Source organism: Micromonospora sp. WMMD987 (genome assembly GCF_029581435.1).
Classification (GTDB): Bacteria; Actinomycetota; Actinomycetes; order Mycobacteriales; family Micromonosporaceae; genus Micromonospora; species Micromonospora rifamycinica.
Genome location: NZ_CP120861.1, coordinates 3,972,487 through 3,987,826, shown reverse-complemented (window position 1 = coordinate 3,987,826; position 15,340 = coordinate 3,972,487). Strand labels below are relative to the sequence as shown.

Annotated in this window: 18 protein-coding genes; 14 read left to right on the top strand and 4 right to left on the bottom strand. The window is 73.1% G+C overall.

Annotation, left to right across the window (positions count from 1 at the left end):
* Positions 1 to 18 precede the first annotated feature (18 nt).
* Together tatA and tatC are read left to right on the top strand one after the other, a co-directional pair.
* Positions 19 to 399 (top strand): Sec-independent protein translocase subunit TatA, encoded by a 381-nt coding sequence (tatA, locus tag O7612_RS16790; protein ID WP_282265361.1) that lies wholly within the window; start codon positions 19 to 21, stop codon positions 397 to 399.
* 18 nt (positions 400 to 417) lie between these two features.
* Positions 418 to 1,371 carry a twin-arginine translocase subunit TatC gene (gene tatC / locus O7612_RS16785; protein WP_282265359.1) on the top strand — a complete coding sequence of 318 codons (954 nt, stop codon included), beginning with the start codon at positions 418 to 420 and terminating at the stop codon, positions 1,369 to 1,371.
* Positions 1,372 to 1,450: 79 nt separating this feature from the next.
* Here tatC and O7612_RS16780 read toward each other — a convergent pair whose 3' ends face one another.
* Positions 1,451 to 1,816: a helix-turn-helix domain-containing protein gene (locus tag O7612_RS16780; RefSeq protein WP_348774232.1), complete on the bottom strand. Its 366-nt coding sequence runs from the start codon at positions 1,814 to 1,816 to the stop codon at positions 1,451 to 1,453.
* Positions 1,817 to 1,935: 119 nt separating this feature from the next.
* Here O7612_RS16780 and O7612_RS16775 point away from each other — a divergent pair, with 119 nt between their 5' ends.
* On the top strand, positions 1,936 to 2,784 hold the full coding sequence (locus O7612_RS16775) for an SDR family oxidoreductase (protein WP_282265355.1): 849 nt from the start codon (positions 1,936 to 1,938) through the stop codon (positions 2,782 to 2,784).
* A 67-nt stretch (positions 2,785 to 2,851) separates the two neighbouring features.
* Here the strand turns inward: O7612_RS16775 and O7612_RS16770 are convergent, their stop codons facing one another.
* Positions 2,852 to 3,736 carry an NAD(P)H-binding protein gene (locus O7612_RS16770; protein WP_282265353.1) on the bottom strand — a complete coding sequence of 295 codons (885 nt, stop codon included), beginning with the start codon at positions 3,734 to 3,736 and terminating at the stop codon, positions 2,852 to 2,854.
* Positions 3,737 to 3,849: 113 nt separating this feature from the next.
* Here O7612_RS16770 and O7612_RS16765 point away from each other — a divergent pair, with 113 nt between their 5' ends.
* Together O7612_RS16765 and O7612_RS16760 are read left to right on the top strand one after the other, a co-directional pair.
* On the top strand, positions 3,850 to 4,464 hold the full coding sequence (locus O7612_RS16765; protein ID WP_282265351.1) for a TetR family transcriptional regulator: 615 nt from the start codon (positions 3,850 to 3,852) through the stop codon (positions 4,462 to 4,464).
* Between the two features lie 199 nt (positions 4,465 to 4,663).
* A complete protein-coding gene (locus O7612_RS16760; protein ID WP_282265350.1) occupies positions 4,664 to 5,374 on the top strand; it encodes a GAF and ANTAR domain-containing protein in 711 nt (236 codons plus the stop codon).
* Positions 5,375 to 5,385: 11 nt separating this feature from the next.
* Here O7612_RS16760 and O7612_RS16755 read toward each other — a convergent pair whose 3' ends face one another.
* Complete coding sequence (locus O7612_RS16755; protein WP_282265349.1) at positions 5,386 to 6,117, bottom strand: GAF and ANTAR domain-containing protein; 732 nt, start codon at positions 6,115 to 6,117, stop codon at positions 5,386 to 5,388.
* A 294-nt stretch (positions 6,118 to 6,411) separates the two neighbouring features.
* On the opposite strand from O7612_RS16755, the gene O7612_RS16750 reads away from it, so the two are divergent.
* The 7 genes from O7612_RS16750 to O7612_RS16720 all read left to right on the top strand — a co-directional run bounded on the left by O7612_RS16750 (position 6,412) and on the right by O7612_RS16720 (position 11,918).
* Entirely contained in the window at positions 6,412 to 7,044 is a 633-nt protein-coding gene (locus tag O7612_RS16750; RefSeq protein ID WP_282265348.1) for an SGNH/GDSL hydrolase family protein, read from the top strand.
* 278 nt (positions 7,045 to 7,322) lie between these two features.
* Positions 7,323 to 7,625 (top strand): urease subunit gamma, encoded by a 303-nt coding sequence (locus O7612_RS16745; protein ID WP_282265347.1) that lies wholly within the window; start codon positions 7,323 to 7,325, stop codon positions 7,623 to 7,625.
* Complete coding sequence (locus tag O7612_RS16740) at positions 7,622 to 8,008, top strand: urease subunit beta (RefSeq protein WP_282265346.1); 387 nt, start codon at positions 7,622 to 7,624, stop codon at positions 8,006 to 8,008. Before O7612_RS16745 ends, O7612_RS16740 begins: the two co-directional genes overlap by 4 nt.
* The gene (locus O7612_RS16735; RefSeq protein WP_282265345.1) at positions 8,005 to 9,708 is read left to right on the top strand and encodes an urease subunit alpha; all 1,704 of its coding nucleotides are present in this window, start codon (positions 8,005 to 8,007) and stop codon (positions 9,706 to 9,708) included. Before O7612_RS16740 ends, O7612_RS16735 begins: the two co-directional genes overlap by 4 nt.
* Positions 9,708 to 10,391 carry an urease accessory UreF family protein gene (locus tag O7612_RS16730; RefSeq protein ID WP_282265344.1) on the top strand — a complete coding sequence of 228 codons (684 nt, stop codon included), beginning with the start codon at positions 9,708 to 9,710 and terminating at the stop codon, positions 10,389 to 10,391. The genes O7612_RS16735 and O7612_RS16730 overlap by 1 nt, the downstream gene beginning before the upstream one ends.
* Entirely contained in the window at positions 10,381 to 11,118 is a 738-nt protein-coding gene (ureG, locus tag O7612_RS16725; RefSeq protein WP_282265343.1) for an urease accessory protein UreG, read from the top strand. The genes O7612_RS16730 and ureG overlap by 11 nt, the downstream gene beginning before the upstream one ends.
* The gene (locus tag O7612_RS16720) at positions 11,118 to 11,918 is read left to right on the top strand and encodes an urease accessory protein UreD (protein ID WP_282265342.1); all 801 of its coding nucleotides are present in this window, start codon (positions 11,118 to 11,120) and stop codon (positions 11,916 to 11,918) included. The genes ureG and O7612_RS16720 overlap by 1 nt, the downstream gene beginning before the upstream one ends.
* A 21-nt stretch (positions 11,919 to 11,939) precedes the next feature.
* Here O7612_RS16720 and O7612_RS16715 read toward each other — a convergent pair whose 3' ends face one another.
* Positions 11,940 to 12,380: a MarR family transcriptional regulator gene (locus O7612_RS16715; protein ID WP_282265341.1), complete on the bottom strand. Its 441-nt coding sequence runs from the start codon at positions 12,378 to 12,380 to the stop codon at positions 11,940 to 11,942.
* A 95-nt stretch (positions 12,381 to 12,475) separates the two neighbouring features.
* Between O7612_RS16715 and O7612_RS16710 the strand changes: the two genes are divergently transcribed.
* A complete protein-coding gene (locus O7612_RS16710) occupies positions 12,476 to 13,642 on the top strand; it encodes a substrate-binding domain-containing protein (protein ID WP_282265340.1) in 1,167 nt (388 codons plus the stop codon).
* A gap of 440 nt (positions 13,643 to 14,082) precedes the next feature.
* Positions 14,083 to 15,327 (top strand): urea ABC transporter substrate-binding protein, encoded by a 1,245-nt coding sequence (urtA, locus tag O7612_RS16705; protein ID WP_282265339.1) that lies wholly within the window; start codon positions 14,083 to 14,085, stop codon positions 15,325 to 15,327.
* Positions 15,328 to 15,340: the final 13 nt, after the last annotated feature.

Below are 15,340 nucleotides of genomic sequence, written 5' to 3'. Positions count from 1 at the left end.
GAGCGACTGGAGCTTCCCATGGGTGCCCTCAAGCCGTGGCACATCGCCGTACTCGTGGTCGTGCTGATCCTGCTCTTCGGCGCGAAGCGGCTTCCCGACGCGGCCCGTTCGCTCGGCCGTTCGTTGCGGATCATCAAGGCGGAGACCAAGAGCCTGGCCGATGACGATCGTGACCTGGCCGAGAAGGCCGACGCGCAGGCCGGCTACCAGCCGCTGCCGCCCCAGCAGCAGCCCGTGCAGCAGCAGCCGTACGCGCCGCAGCCCCAGCAGCAGTACGCTGCTCAGCCGCAGCAGCAGTACGCGCCGCAGCCGCAGCAGCAGCAGTACGCCCCGCAGCAGGCTCCGCAGCAGCCGGTCGCCCCGCCGGTCGACCCGGTGCAGCGCGTCCGCGACAACTGACCGAAGGGCCCGATCACCGTGGCCTTCGCGCTCCGCAAGCGCGGCCCGAGCACCTTCGAACGGGCCGCCGACGGCTCCATGACCCTCATGGAGCACATCCGCGAACTGCGCAACCGTCTGTTCCGCGCCTCGCTGGCGATCGTGGTGGGTTTCGGGGTGGGCATCTGGCTCGCGGGTCCGGTGCTGCACCTGCTCCAGCAGCCCTACTGCGACCTGCCCAAGGCCCGGCTCGCCAACGGGACGTGCAACTTCGTCCAGTTGGGTCCGGCGGACCTGTTCCTGCTCCAGCTCAAGGTGGGGCTCTGGGTGGGCCTGATCGTCGCCGCCCCGGTCTGGCTCTACCAGCTCTGGGCGTTCATCGCCCCGGGCCTGCACCGGCACGAGCGGCGTTACGCGTACGTCTTCACCGGGCTCGCGGCGCCGTTGTTCGCGGCGGGCGCGGTGCTGGCCTACTTCGTCACCTCCAAGGGCCTGGAGTTCCTGCTCAACGTCTCCGGTGGCGGTGACATCACCACCACCCTGGACATCACCCGCTACATCTCGTTCATCACCAACCTGATCCTGCTGTTCGGGGTGGCGTTCGAGTTCCCGTTGCTGGTGCTGATGCTCAACTTCGTCGGGCTGGCCAGTGCGCGGAAGCTGCTGAGCTGGTGGCGGGTGGCGATCTTCGTGTTCTTCGCCTTCTCCGCCGTGGTGACGCCCACCCCGGATCCGTTTGGGATGACCGCGTTGGCGCTCTGCCTGTCCGCGCTCTACTTCGCCGCGGTCGGGGTGGCGTTCCTCAACGACCGGCGCAAGGGTCGGGGCAAGAAGGCCTACGCCGGCCTGGGCGACGACGAGGTGTCGCCGCTGGAACTGAACGAGGAGCCGGTGGTGGCCACGCCGGAGCTGGAGTTGTCCGGCCCGGTGGGCGGTGTCGAGCCGGTGGCCCCGCCGCGGCCGGTCGACCGTCGCTACGACGACATGACCTGACCGTCCCGGTCCCGCGTCACCCGACGCCGCTCCCGCCCGTCGGGAGCGGCGTCGTTCGTCGTGCCCTGGCCGGGCGCGTTCAGCGCGGTGGGTCGTCGGCGTCGTAGCGCAGCCGGGCCGCCTGCACCTCGGCCAGATGGGTGGTGGCCCAGGATTCCAGTCCGGATACCAGGTCGCGCAGGCTGTGGCCCAGGTCGGTGAGGGCGTAGTCGACCCGGGGCGGCACGCTGGCGTGCACCGTCCGGGTGACCAGGCCGTCGCGTTCCAGCCCGCGCAGGGTCTGGGTGAGCATCTTCTGGCTGATTCCGTCGATGCGGGTGGCGAGTTCGCCGTAGCGTCGGCTGCCGGTGGCGAGGGTCAGCACGACCAGCACGCTCCACCGGTCGCCGATCCGGTCGATGACCTGTCTGCTGCCGCAGTTGCGCTGAAAAACATCGGGCTCCACCTGTTTACTCTCCATCAGTTTGCTACGAACCGCAAGGTGCCTGCTCTCTTTCGGGAAGTGTTGACACCCGGCCCCGCGTTACCCGGTACGACAGCAGTACCGATCCGAAGGAGCGCGAGATGTCCGTCGTCGTCACCGGAGCCACCGGTCACCTGGGCCGCCTGATCGTCGAGTCCCTGCTGCGCCGGGACGTGCCCGCCGCGCAGATCGTCGCCCTCGGGCGGGACGTGGGCCGGCTGGGCGATCTCGCCGACCGGGGCGTCCAGGTCCGGGCCGCCGACTACGGTGACCCCGACACGCTGCGGACCGCCTTCACCGACGCCGAGAAGCTGATGTTCGTCTCCGGCAGCGAGGTCGGCCAGCGGGTGCCCCAGCACCGCGCCGTGATCGCCGCCGCCCGGCAGGCCGGGGTCGGTCTGGTCGTCTACACCAGCATCACCCGGGCCGACACCTCGGACATGGTGCTGGCCGGCGAACACCGCACCACCGAGGAGGACCTGCGCGCCTCCGGGCTGCCGTACGTGCTGCTGCGCAACAGCTGGTACCTGGAGAACTACACCGGTCAACTGGCCGGCTACCTGGACCACGGGATCGCCGGCTCGGCCGGTGACGGTCGGGTCAGCGCCGCCACCCGGGCCGACTACGCCGAGGCCGCCGCCGAGGTGCTCACCGGCGAGGGGCACGCCGGCCGGGTCTACGAGCTGGGCGGTGAGGCGTTCACCCTCACCGAGCTGGCCGCCGAGGTGTCCCGCCAGAGTGGACGCGACGTCCGCTACACCGACCTGCCGGAGGCGGCGTACACCGAGCTGCTGGTCTCGGCCGGGGTGCCCGAGGCGTACGCGGCCGTCCTGGCCGACGCCGACCGTGGCCTGGCCCGGGGTGAGCTGTACGCGCCCGTCGAGGACCTGGAGAAGCTGCTCGGCCGCCGCCCCACCAGCCTGGCCGAGGCGATCCGCGCCGCCCGCTGACGACCCGTCGCGCCGGCACGGGAGCCGTCGCCGCCGGCCCACCCGCCCGGGTGGGCCGGCGGTCGGCTCAGCGGGGCGGGGGTGCCCCGGTGAACGCCGTGGCGTGGTCGGTGGCCCACTGGCGGAAGGTCCGCGCCGGCCGGCCGAGGAGGTCGGCGACCGTCGGGGTGACGTACGCCGGGCGGCCCGTCGCGGCGTTCCAGGCGGCCAGGAGCATGTCCACGGCCGGCCGGGCGTCCACCGGGCTCCGCCGCCGGAACTCGTCGGGCGGCAGCTCCTCGAACGTCAGCCGGCGGCCCAGCGCGTCGCCGAGCAGGCGTACCTGTTCGGCCTGGGTGAGCGACTCCGGGCCGGTCAGGACGTAGTCGCCGCCGCCGTGCCCGTCCTCGCACAGGGTCCGCGCGACGACCGCGGCCACGTCCCGGTCGTCGACCGGTGCGGTCTCGGCCGTGCCGTAGGGCCACCGGACCACGCCGTCGCCCCGGACCGCGGCGGACCACCAGTGCAGGGCGTTCGACGCGAACATCCCGGGCCGGACGATCGTGGCGTCGAGCCCGGTGGCCGCGATGAGCCGTTCGACCTCGGCGTGCCCCGCCGCCATCGGGTTCGGTTGCTGGAAGAACGGGTGCGGGGTCCGGTGCGGTGCGGACAGGTAGACGACCCGCCGGGGGTCGGCGGCCAGGCGGTCGACGACGGCCGCCGCGGTCCCTGGCGGGGCGGTCCAGACCAGGAAGACCGTGCCGACGTCGCGCAGCGCGGGGGCGAGGGAGTCCGGCACGGTGAGGTCACCGGTGACGGTCTCGACGGTGCCGGGCAGGTCCACCGCCGCCCCGGTGCCGCGCACCAGGGCGCGGACCGGCACGCCCGCGTCGGTCAGCAGGTCGACCACGGCGCGGCCGATGCGCCCGGTCGCCCCGGTGACGAGCACCGGAGGTCGGCCCGGGGCGGTCATCGCGGCCTCGTCGGGGTGGAGTGGGTGTCGCGGATGCCGGTCTGTCCCATGGTCGGTATTTTTTCGTTACCCAGTCAAAAAAGCAACCTGGTAAATAATGTTACGGTCGGTCGGTGAGTGAGCCGGTCGGACTGCGCGCCCGCAAGAAGCTGCGCACCCGGGACGCGATCGCCGACGTGGCGATCACGCTGTTCCTGGCGCGCGGGTTCGACCAGGTGTCGGTCGCCGACATCGCCGCGACGGCCGAGGTGTCGAAACCGACCCTGTTCCGCTACTTCGCCACCAAGGAGGACCTCCTCCTGCACCGCTTCGCCGACCACCACGGTGAGCCCGCCCGGGTGGTCCGCGACCGGCCGGGCGGGGTACCGCCGATCGTGGCGCTGCACCGTCACTTCCGGGCCGGTCTCGACCGCGGCGAGCCGGTCACCGGCCTCAACGACCATCCCGAGGTGGTGGCGTTCCACCGGCTGGTGTTCAGCACCCCCAGCCTGGCGGGACGGCTGCTGCGGTATCTGGAGGACGACGAGGAGGCCCTGGCCGCCGTCCTGGAGCCGGGTGTCCGGGGCCGCCTGCTGGCGGCCCAGGTGATCGCGGTACAACGGGTGCTGGCCCGGACCAACTGGCAGAAGATCGCCGACGGACGGACCGCGCGCCAGGTGCTACCGGAGGCGGTCGCCGACGCGGACGACGCCTTCGACCGGCTCCGACACTCCACACGCGACCGCTGATCCGACCCGCCCGGTCGACCCGTCGGGCGGGGTGAACCGGGCGGGTCCCCGCCGCCGCGGGTATGGTGCGGAGGTCGTGTCCGGCGGGCGCCGGCGAGCGTGCGCAGCGCCGACCGCCGCCACGGTCGGGGGCCGCCGCCGACACCGCCCCGCGTTCCCGCCGCCACCACCGGAACGCCCGCCGGGAAGGAACCGCGCGATGGCACCACTGCCGCCGACCCCGCACGAAGCCCTGGCCGAACTGGGCCGGCTCCGACTCGACGAGACCGGCGTCGACGAGGTGCTCCAGCTGATCGCCGACCTGGCCCGGCGCAGCCTGCGTGGCGCGTCGGAGGTGTCGGTCACCCTGCTGCGCGGCAGCGACCCGCAGAGCGTCGTGGTCACCGGTGACCGCGCGCTGCTGCTCGACGAGTGGCAGTACCGGCAGGCGCACGGGCCGTGCCTGGACGCCTCGATCACCGGTGACACCCTCATCGTGGCCGACACCGGCACGGAGGAACGCTGGCCGGCCTGGGCGTCCCGGGCCGTCGACGCGGGTGTCGGCAGCGCGGTCGCCATCGGCCTGCCGATCCAGGAGGCGGTGGTCGGCGCCCTCAACCTCTACGGCACCGCCCGGCACGCGTTCGACGCCGAGACGGTGGAGTTGGCCCAGACCTTCGCCGCGTACGCCGCGGTGGCGCTGGCCAACGCCCACCTGTATGCCAGCGCCACCACGCTGGCCGCGCAGATGCGTACGGCGATGGAGAGCCGGGCGGTGATCGAGCAGGCCAAGGGGATCATCATGGGTCAACGCCGGTGCACCGCCGACGAGGCGTTCGGCATCCTCGCCACCCTCTCGCAGCACTCCAACCGCCGACTGCGCGACGTCGCCGCCGCCCTGGTCGGTCGGGCCACCGCGGGCACCCGCTGAACCCCCGTGTCTCAGCGGTCGGCGGCGGTGGGCTGACCGGGCACCGGTCGGACGACCTGCTGGACCAGGGCGTCCGCCACGTCCCGTAGCTTGCGGTTGGAGTTCTGCGACACCCGGGCCAGCATGCTGAACGCCTCGTCGGCCGTGCACCGGCGTTGACCCATGATGATCCCCTTGGCCTGCTCGATCACCGCCCGGTTGCGCATCGCCTCGTGCATCTGTGCGGCCAGCGTGGCGGTGCTGTCGTACAGATGGGCGTTGGCCAGCGCCACCGCGGCATGACCGGCGATCGTCCGGGCCGGCTCGGCCACCCGGTCGAACGCGTCCGGTCGGGTGCCGTAGAGGTTGAGGGCGCCGACCACCGCCTCCTGGATCGGCAGGCCGATGGACATGCAGGAGCGCACCCCGGCGGCGTACGCCAGGGCCGACCACTCCGGCCAGCGCCGCTCCCCGGTCGTGTCCGCGACGATCAGCACGGCACCGGTGGCGGCCGCGTCCAGGCACGGGCCACGCCCCTGCTCGTACTGCCAGGTGTCGAGCTTGAGGGCCAGCTCACCGGTGTGGGCGGCGGTCTTCGCCTCGGTGCCGTGCACCAGGGTCACGGTGACCTCGGCGGCGTCCGGGATGCTGTCCCGGGCCACCTCGGTGATTCGGTACAGGACGGCGTCGAGGTCCATCTCGTCGTGGCGGATGGACCCCAACCGGAGGACAGCCTCGGTGATGTCGAGCGGTGACTGCGGCATGCGTCTGGACGTCCTTGCGAACCGGCGCGAACCCACCGGTGCAGCCGGCGGCGCGTGACGATCGGTCCGTTTCGGTGGGCCGTCGCTGCGGCTCCACCGGGGACGGACCGGGGACCGCGCCACTGCTTGACGCTCGCTCACGACGCCGCCAGGGGCGTCGGACGCGGAGTACCACTGTACCGGTCGGCCGGCGGCGACATGCGACGGACACCGCCGCGGCGGTCGTTTCCGAGGTGGTGTCCGGGCCGGGCGCCGGGGGATGATGGCAGCCGACGACGACAGGGGAGCGGACGGATGACGGTGGAGATTCCGCGTGCGGGCCGGGTGTTGTTCATCGGCGACAGCATCACCGACGCCGGACGGGACCGGGCCGACGGCGCCGACCTGGGCGTGGGCTGGGCGATGATGGCCGCCGCCTGGTTCACCGCGCGGCACCCCGGTCACCGGGCGGTGTTCCGCAACCGGGGCGTCGGTGGCGACCGGGTGCGGGACCTGCGCGCCCGGTGGACCGACGACTGCCTGGCCTTGGCCCCGCAGGTGGTGTCGGTGCTGATCGGGATCAACGACACCTGGCGGCGGTACAGCAGCGACGAGCCCACCACGGCCGGGGAGTTCGGCACCGACTACCGGCACGTGCTGGCCGCCACCCGGGACGCGCTGCCCGACGTCCGGCTGGTGCTGGTGGAGCCGTTCCTCATTCCGCTCGACGACTCGCAGCGGCGCTGGCGCGAGGACCTGGACCCGAAGGTCGAGGTGGTCCGCGCGCTGGCCGCCGAGTTCGACGCGACGCTGGTCGCGGTGGACGCGGTGTTCGGCTCCGCCGACGCCGACGACCGGGTGTGGACCGACGACGGGGTGCACCTGACCCCGCCCGGCCACGCGTTGCTGGCCCAGCGGTGGCTGGCGGCGGTCACCCCGGCCACCTGATCCCGCGCCGCGTCGGCGGCCGGGCCGGCCGTCCGGATCCGGGCGTTGCCAGGGTCGGGGGTGATCCTCTACGGTCGGTCCAGCGGTTGGCGGTGCGGTCCTTTCCAACCACCACCGCCGAGCGGCCCCGTGGCGGGCCGGGGCCGGTGGGGCCCCGGAGTGCCCCGCCGGTGCCCCGTCGGCGTTCCCGCGTGTCCCTCCTGCCCTGGCCGGTCCGCGCCCCTGCGCGCGTGCCGGTCGGTACGGTGGGAAACACGCCGAGCCGCCCGGGAGATCCCGTGTTCCTCACGCCCCACGAGCAGGACCGCCTGCTCGTCCACGTCGCCGCGGACGTCGCCCGTCGACGACGCGAGCGCGGACTGCGCCTGAACTATCCCGAAGCCGTCGCCCTGATCACCGTCTTCCTGCTGGAGGGCGCCCGGGACGGCCGTTCGGTCACCGACCTGATGGCTGCCGGCCGTACCGTGCTCAGCCGCGACGACGTGCTCGACGGAGTCCCCGAGATGCTGGGGGAGGTGCAGGTGGAGGCCACGTTCCCGGACGGCACCAAGCTGGTGACGGTGCACCACCCGATCCCGTGATCCCCGGGGAGATCCTGCCCGGCGAGGGCCCGGTCGAGATCAACGCGGGCCGCCCGGTGACCACCCTGCTGGTGGTCAACACCGCCGACCGGCCGATCCAGGTCGGCTCGCACTACCACTTCGCCGAGACCAACCCGGGCCTGCGCTTCGACCGGTCCGCCGCGTACGGCCAGCGGCTCGCCGTCCCGGCGGGGACCTCGGTGCGGTTCGAGCCGGGGGTCAGCCGCACCGTCGACCTGGTGCCGCTGGGCGGCGCGCGGATCGTGCCGGGGCTGCGCGGCGAGGTCGCCGGCCCGCTCGACCGGAAGCCCGATCCCTCCGCCGGAGAGCCCGACCCGGCAGCCGGCAGGCCCGGCCCGGGCGTCGGGGAGGTCGGCCGGTGAGCGCGGTGGACCGGCGGCGCTACGCCGACCTGTACGGCCCGACGACCGGCGACCGGATCCGGTTGGCCGACACCGACCTGCTGATCGAGGTGGAGGTCGACCACTGCGTCGGCGGGGACGAGGCGGTGTTCGGCGGCGGCAAGGTGATCCGCGAGTCGATGGGTCAGTCCCGGGCCACCCGGGCCGAGGGCGCGCTGGACACGGTGATCACCGGCGCGGTGGTGCTGGACCACTGGGGGGTGGTGAAGGCCGACGTCGGGCTGCGCGACGGGCGGATCGTGGCACTGGGCCGGGCCGGCAACCCGGACACCATGCCCGGCGTCCACCCCGACCTGGTGATCGGGCCGTCCACCGAGGTGATCGCCGGCAACGGGCGGATCCTCACCGCCGGGGCGGTGGACACCCACGTGCACTTCATCTGCCCGCAGATCGTCACCGAGGCGCTCACCTCGGGCATCACCACCCTGGTCGGCGGGGGCACCGGCCCGGCCGAGGGCACCCGGGCCACCACGGTCACCCCGAACGCCTGGCACCTGGCCCGGATGCACGAGGCGCTGGACACCTTCCCGGTGAACGTGCTGCTGCTGGGCAAGGGCAACACGGTCTCCACCGAAGCGCTGTGGGAGCAGCTGCGGGCCGGGGCAGGGGGCTTCAAGCTGCACGAGGACTGGGGGACCACCCCGGCGGCGATCGACGCCTGTCTGCGGGTCGCCGACGCGTCCGGGGTGCAGGTGTCCCTGCACACCGACACCCTGAACGAGGCCGGCTTCGTGGCCGACACGCTGCGCGCCATCGCCGGGCGGGCGATCCACTCGTACCACACCGAGGGGGCGGGCGGCGGGCACGCGCCGGACATCATCACGGTGGCCGGGGAGTCGAACGTGCTGCCGTCGTCGACGAACCCGACCCGGCCGTACACCCGCAACACCCTCGCCGAGCACCTCGACATGCTGATGGTCTGCCACCACCTCAACCCGTCGGTGCCGGAGGACCTGGCCTTCGCGGAGAGCCGGATCCGGCCGTCCACGATGGCCGCCGAGGACCTGCTGCACGACCTCGGCGCGATCTCCATCATCGGCTCGGACTCGCAGGCGATGGGCCGGGTCGGCGAGGTGATCACCCGGACCTGGCAGAGCGCGCACGTGATGAAGCGCCGGGTGGGCGCGCTACCCGGCGACGGCCCGGCCGACAACCACCGGGCCCGCCGGTACGTGGCGAAGTACACCATCTGCGCGGCGATGGCCAACGGGCTGGAACGGGAGATCGGCTCGGTGGAGCCGGGCAAGCTCGCCGACCTGGTGCTCTGGGATCCGGCGTTCTTCGGCGTCCGGCCGCACCTGGTGATCAAGGGCGGGATGATCGCGTACGCGCAGATGGGCGACGCGAACGCCTCCATCCCCACCCCGCAGCCGATGCTGCCGAGGCCGATGTTCGGCGCGTACGGCGTGGTGCCGGCCGCGACCAGCGTGGCCTTCGTCGCGCCGGCCGCGTTGGAGGCGGGCCTGCGGCTGGACGTGCGCCGCCCGCTGGTCCCGGTGGCCGACGTGCGCTCGCGGGGCAAGGCCGACCTGCCCGAGAACGGCGCGCTGCCGCGCATCGAGGTCGATCCGGACACCTTCACCGTCCGGATCGACGGGGTGGTGGTCGACCCGGAACCGGTCGCCGAGCTGCCCATGGCCCAGCGGTACCACCTGTTCTGATGACCCCGTCGAGCATGGTGCTGCTGCTGGCCGACGGCAGGTTCCCCGCCGGGGCGCACGCCCACTCCGGCGGCCTGGAGGCCGCGGTGGCGGCCGGCCTGGTCACCGACCCGGCCACCCTGGCCGGGTTCCTGCGCGGCCGGTTGGCGACCGGTGGGCTGGTCGCCGCCGCGTTCGCGGTGGCGGCGCACCGGGCCGCCGCTGCCGCCGACCGGCGCGCGACGCTGGCCCGGCTCGACGTCGAGCTGGACGCCCGGACCGCCGCCCCGGCGCTGCGGGCGGTCTCCCGCCGGCAGGGCCGGGCACTGCTGCGGGCCGGGCGGGAGATCTGGCCCGGCGGCGGGTTCGACGCCCTGCCCACCGACCCGTCCGGGCCGCACCAGCCGCTGGTGCTCGGCCTGGTCGCCGCCGCCGCCGGCCTGGACCCGGTGGCGGTGGCGACCGTCGCCGCGTACGGGTCGGTCACCGCCCCGGCCAGTGCCGCGGTGCGGCTGCTCGGCCTCGACCCGTACCGGGTGCACGCGGTGCTGGCGGCACTGGCCGTCGACACTGACGCCACGGCGGCCCGCGCGGTCGCCACCGCCGCCGACCCACCCGAGCGGCTGCCGGCCCCGGCCGCCCCGCTCACCGACATCCACGCCGAAGTCCATACCACCTGGGAGGTGCGTCTCTTTGCGTCCTGAAACCGTATCGCCGATCCCGCACGAGCAGATCGCGCACGACGAGACCGTTCCGCACACCCACCCCGAGCCGGGGGTCGACCCGCACGCGCCGCTGCCGTCCACCATCCGTCCGCTGCGGGTGGGCATCGGCGGGCCGGTCGGGTCGGGTAAGACCGCCCTGGTCGCCGCGCTGTGCCGGGCCTTCGCCGACGAGCTGCGCCTCGGCGTGGTCACCAACGACATCTACACCACCGAGGACGCCGACTTCCTGCGCCGGGCCGGGGTGCTCGACCCGGCCCGGATCCGGGCGGTGGAGACCGGCTGCTGCCCGCACACCGCGATCCGCGACGACATCGGCGCCAACCTGGACGCCATCGACGAGCTGGTCGACGGCGTCGGACCGCTGGACCTGGTGCTGGTGGAGAGCGGCGGGGACAACCTCACCGCCACGTTCAGCCGGGGCCTGGTCGACCGGCAGATCTTCGTGGTCGACGTCGCCGGGGGCGACAAGGTGCCCCGCAAGGGCGGCCCCGGGGTGACCGCCGCCGACCTGCTGGTCGTCAACAAGACCGACCTGGCCCCGCTGGTCCGGGCCGACCTGTCGGTGATGGACCGGGACGCCCGTGCCCGACGGGGGGACCTGCCGACGGTGTTCCTGTCCATCGTGGCCGACCCGCTGGCCGGCGCGGTGGCCGACTGGGTCCGTCACGAGCTGGCCCATCACCGTGGCCGGCTGGTCGTCGGCTGATGCGGGCGGTCGCCCGGGTGGTGGCGGTGGCCGACGGCCGGGGCGGCACGGTGCTGCGCGAGCTGCGCGGCGAGTCACCGCTGCTGCTGCGGCAGGCCACCACCGACGACATCCCGACGGTGTACGTCGTCGGCGGCGCGGCCGGTCCGCTGGCCGGTGACGACCTGCGGTTGACGGTCGAGGTGGGGCCGGGGGCGGCCCTGCGGGTGCGCACCGTCGCCGCCTCGGTGGCCCTGCCGGGCCGGGCCGGGGCGGTGTCCCGGATGCGGGTGGACGCGGTGGTGCACGCCGCCGGCACCCTGCTCTGGCTGCCGGAGCAACTGGTGGCGGCGGCCGGCTGCGACCATGTCGCCGAGTCCCGGGTGGAGCTGGCCGGGGACGCCCGGCTGAGCTGGCGCGAGGAACTGGTGTGCGGCCGGTACGCCGAGCCCGCCGGGAACGTCGTGGTGACCACCTCGGTCGACCACGCCGGCCGGCCGCTGCTGCGGCAGTCCCTGGCGGTCGGTCCGGCGGCACCCGGCTGGGCCGGGCCGGCGGTGCTGGGTGGGGCGACCGCGACCGGCTCGCTGCTGCTGGTCGACCCCGCCTCCCCGCCCGGACCGGCCGTGCCGGACGCCACCGGTGGCAGCCGGGGCCGGGTTCTGCCCGCCCGGCCCGGTGGGACCGCCGCCTGGCTGCCGCTGGCCGGTGGCCGGGCGGCGCTGCTCACCGCCACCGCCGCCGACGCGCACACCCTGCGCGCCCTGCTCACCACCCCCGCCGAGGAGAGGGCCGAGACGGTCGCCGCCGGTGGCCGCTGACCGCTGGCGGGAGCCTGCCGGTCAGCCGGCCCGGACGGGGTGTCGATGTGGGCCGAGCCGGGCGGCCAGGTCGACGAGCTGGCCGGTCAGCGCCGCGTCGTCGATGATCCCGGCCAGTTCGGCGCGGACGAGGCCGTCGATCCGGTCCTGTTCGCGGTGGCCCCGGGGGGTGAGGTAGGCCCGGATGCGCCGTCGGTCGAACGGATCGATCCGGCGGTGGACCAGGTTCTGGTCGACGAGCTGGTCGACGATCTTCGTCAGCGTGCCCGGCGGCAACGACTCCTCGGTGGAGACCTCGCTCATCGGGTGGCCCTGCCCGTCGGCGAGACGGCACAGCACCCGCCAGGCCTCGACGGTGAGCCCCTCGGTGGCGAGAACCGCGCCGATCCGCCGGGCGAGCAGCCGTTCGGCGCGGGTGAGCGCACGCATCAGGTCGACGGGCGTAATGGGATCGTCGGCCATGTCTCTCCCCGTTCGGTGGGTTGCCATGTTACCGAAGCGTCCCGGTTTTCGGTCTGCTCTGGTGGCCCGCCAGGGTTGCCGGCAATCATGTCAGCATGTCCGTGCCGGTGCCCGGTCCCCGCGGCGTGCCGGAGCCGTTCCCCCGCCCGGGCGGGACCGTGCCGTTCCCCGGCCCGGGCGGAACCGCCGCCGGGGTGCCCTGGCTGACCGTCGACCGGTCGGTGGTCAGTGTCGCGCTGGTCTTCCCCATGCGCGGGCCGGCGGGCATGTTCGGCCCCACCTGTGAGCTGTGTGCCCAGTTGGCGGTCGAGGAGGTCAACCGGGCCGGCGGGGTGCTCGGCCGGGAACTGCGGCTGGTGCCGGTCGACGGCGGGGCGGCACCGGCCCAGGTGGCCGCCGAGGTGGAGGCGTTGGTGTCCACCGGTGCGGTGCAGGGGGTGACCGGCTGGCACATCTCCTCGGTCCGGCAGGCGGTGGCCCCCCGGATCGCGCACCGGGTGCCGTACGTCTACACCGCCCTGTACGAGGGCGGGGAACGCACCGAAGGGGTCTTCCTGACCAGCGAGACCCCCGATGCGCAGCTCTGGCCGGCGATGCGGCTGCTCGCCCGGGAGCAGGGGGTCCGCCGCTGGTTCGTGGTGGGCAACGACTACGTCTGGCCGCGTCGCACCGCACGGGCGGCCCAGCGGTACGCCCGCGACAGCGGGGCGCGGGTGTGCGGGCGGACGTTCCTGCCGCTGGGCACCGAGAACTTCGGCCCGGTGCTGCGGGAGATCGAACGTGCCGAGGCCGACGGGGTGCTGATGCTGCTGGTGGGTGCGGACGCGGTCCGGTTCAACCGGGCCTTCGGCCGGTCCGGACTGGACCAGCGGTGCCTGCGGTTGAGCACCCTGATGGACGAGAACATGCTGCTGGCCAGCGGGACCGGCGGCACCCGTCGACTGTTCAGCACGGCCGGGTTCTTCGCCGGTCTGGTCACCCGGGAGAACCTGGACTTCCACGGCGCGTTTGCCCGCCGGTTCGGGGTGGACGCCCCGCCGCTGGGCAGCCTGGGGGAGTCCTGTTACGAGGGGGTGATGCTGCTCGCCGCCCTGATCGCGCGGGCGCGCACCCTCGACGTGCGGGCGATCGGCGCGGCGGCCGACGCGGTCACCTACCACGGCCCCCGGGGTGAGCTGCACCTGCGCCACCGCCACGTCCGCCAACGCATCTACCTCGCCGAAGCCCACGGCCTCGACTTCACCGTCCTCTCCGAACTCTGACCCACCACCCGGGTGGTTGACAGGGGGGTGGGTGGGAGTTCTAGGATGCTTCCTGCGTGAAGTAACCGCTATTCCGCCCATTATCGAGGGTGTGTTCCAGTATTGGAGCGGCTGCCTGTCCTGAAGAGTTTTCAGGTGTGCGCCACGCATTCTTCCCGGGTCACCGTCCGTTGTGACGGTGGCCTTTTCTATGTGCCGCGATCGATGTGGGAAACAGTCAATTAAGGGCTGGGAAACATGGCGGCAACCAACGGGGCAGAGTCTTTCCCTGCCCGTAAGTCCACTACGGACCGCCAGCGGCGACGCCCACCCGTCGCCCGGGTGGGTCCGCTGACGCGCATCGCTACCGCACCGCCCTAAACCATTGACAGCAATACCTGCCGGCCAGTGCGGGTCGGCACGGAAATCATTCGGCGAACATCGCTCCGCAGGGAGATTGAATGTCACAGTTCCGGGGCCGCCGCATCCTGGCGGGCGCCATGACCCTGATCGCCGCCGCCGCACTCGTCGGTTGCGGCAGCAGAACCTCCGACGGGAAGTCGACCGCCGGTGTCAGTGCCGACGTCTCCGGCGACACCGTCAAGGTCGGGCTGCTCAACTCGCTCTCCGGCACCATGGCCATCAGCGAGGTCACCGTGCGGGACTCCATCATGCTGGCCGTCGAGGAGATCAACGCGGCCGGCGGCGTGCTGGGCAAGAAGATCGTGCCGGTCGGCGAGGACGGTGCTTCGGACTGGCCCACCTTCGCCGAGAAGGCCGAGAAGCTGATCTCGCAGGACCGGGTCGCCGCCGTCTTCGGCTGTTGGACGTCGGCCAGCCGCAAGGCGGTCAAGCCGGTCTTCGAGAAGAACAAGGCGCTGCTGTTCTACCCGGTGCAGTACGAGGGGCTGGAGCAGTCGCCCTACATCTTCTACACCGGGGCCACCACCAACCAGCAGATCGTGCCCGGCCTGGACTACCTCAAGGCGCAGGGCAAGAAGTCGGTCTACCTGGTGGGCAGCGACTACGTCTTCCCGCGTACCGCCAACAAGATCATCAAGGCGTACGCGGCGGCGAACGGGATGACCGTGCTCGGCGAGGACTACGCCCCGCTCGGCTCCACCGAGTTCGGCACCATCGTCAACAAGGTCCGCTCGGCGAAGGCCGACGCGGTGTTCAACACCCTCAACGGCGACAGCAACGTGGCGTTCTTCAAGGAGTACACCTCGGCCGGGCTCACCGCCGCGGGCATGCCCGTGGTGTCGGTGTCGATCGCCGAGGAAGAGGTCAAGGGAATCGGTACCCAGTACCTCAAGGACCAGTTGACCGCCTGGAACTACTACCAGACCACCCCCGGCGCGGCGAACCAGAAGTTCGTCGCCGCGTACAAGGCCAGGTACGGCGCGGACAAGCCGACCAGCGACCCGATGGAGGCCGCCTACGTGGCGGTGTACCTGTGGAAGGCGATGGTCGACAAGGCCGGCACCTTCGAGGTGGAGAAGGTCCGGGCCGCCTCCGGCGGCATCACCTACGACGCCCCGGAGGGCCTGGTCACCGTGGACGGCCCCACCCAGCACATCGCCAAGACCGCCCGGATCGGCAAGGTCGGCGGCGACGGGCTGATCACCGAGGTGTGGAACTCCGGCAAGCCGATCACGCCGGACCCGTACCTGAAGAGTTACCCCTGGGCGAGCGGCCTGAGCTGACCGATCCCGGCCC

Excerpts from the sequence above, each read along its gene's own strand:
- tatA (WP_282265361.1), top strand. The coding sequence starts at position 19 with ATGGGTGCCCTCAAGCCGTGGCACATCGCCGTACTCGTGGTCGTGCTG.
- O7612_RS16775 (WP_282265355.1), top strand. The coding sequence starts at position 1,936 with ATGTCCGTCGTCGTCACCGGAGCCACCGGTCACCTGGGCCGCCTGATC.
- O7612_RS16770 (WP_282265353.1), bottom strand. The coding sequence starts at position 3,736 with ATGACCGCCCCGGGCCGACCTCCGGTGCTCGTCACCGGGGCGACCGGG.
- O7612_RS16760 (WP_282265350.1), top strand. The coding sequence starts at position 4,664 with ATGGCACCACTGCCGCCGACCCCGCACGAAGCCCTGGCCGAACTGGGC.
- O7612_RS16755 (WP_282265349.1), bottom strand. The coding sequence starts at position 6,117 with ATGCCGCAGTCACCGCTCGACATCACCGAGGCTGTCCTCCGGTTGGGG.
- O7612_RS16750 (WP_282265348.1), top strand. The coding sequence starts at position 6,412 with ATGACGGTGGAGATTCCGCGTGCGGGCCGGGTGTTGTTCATCGGCGAC.
- O7612_RS16730 (WP_282265344.1), top strand. The coding sequence starts at position 9,708 with ATGACCCCGTCGAGCATGGTGCTGCTGCTGGCCGACGGCAGGTTCCCC.
- O7612_RS16720 (WP_282265342.1), top strand. The coding sequence starts at position 11,118 with ATGCGGGCGGTCGCCCGGGTGGTGGCGGTGGCCGACGGCCGGGGCGGC.
- O7612_RS16715 (WP_282265341.1), bottom strand. The coding sequence starts at position 12,380 with ATGGCCGACGATCCCATTACGCCCGTCGACCTGATGCGTGCGCTCACC.
- O7612_RS16710 (WP_282265340.1), top strand. The coding sequence starts at position 12,476 with ATGTCCGTGCCGGTGCCCGGTCCCCGCGGCGTGCCGGAGCCGTTCCCC.
- urtA (WP_282265339.1), top strand. The coding sequence starts at position 14,083 with ATGTCACAGTTCCGGGGCCGCCGCATCCTGGCGGGCGCCATGACCCTG.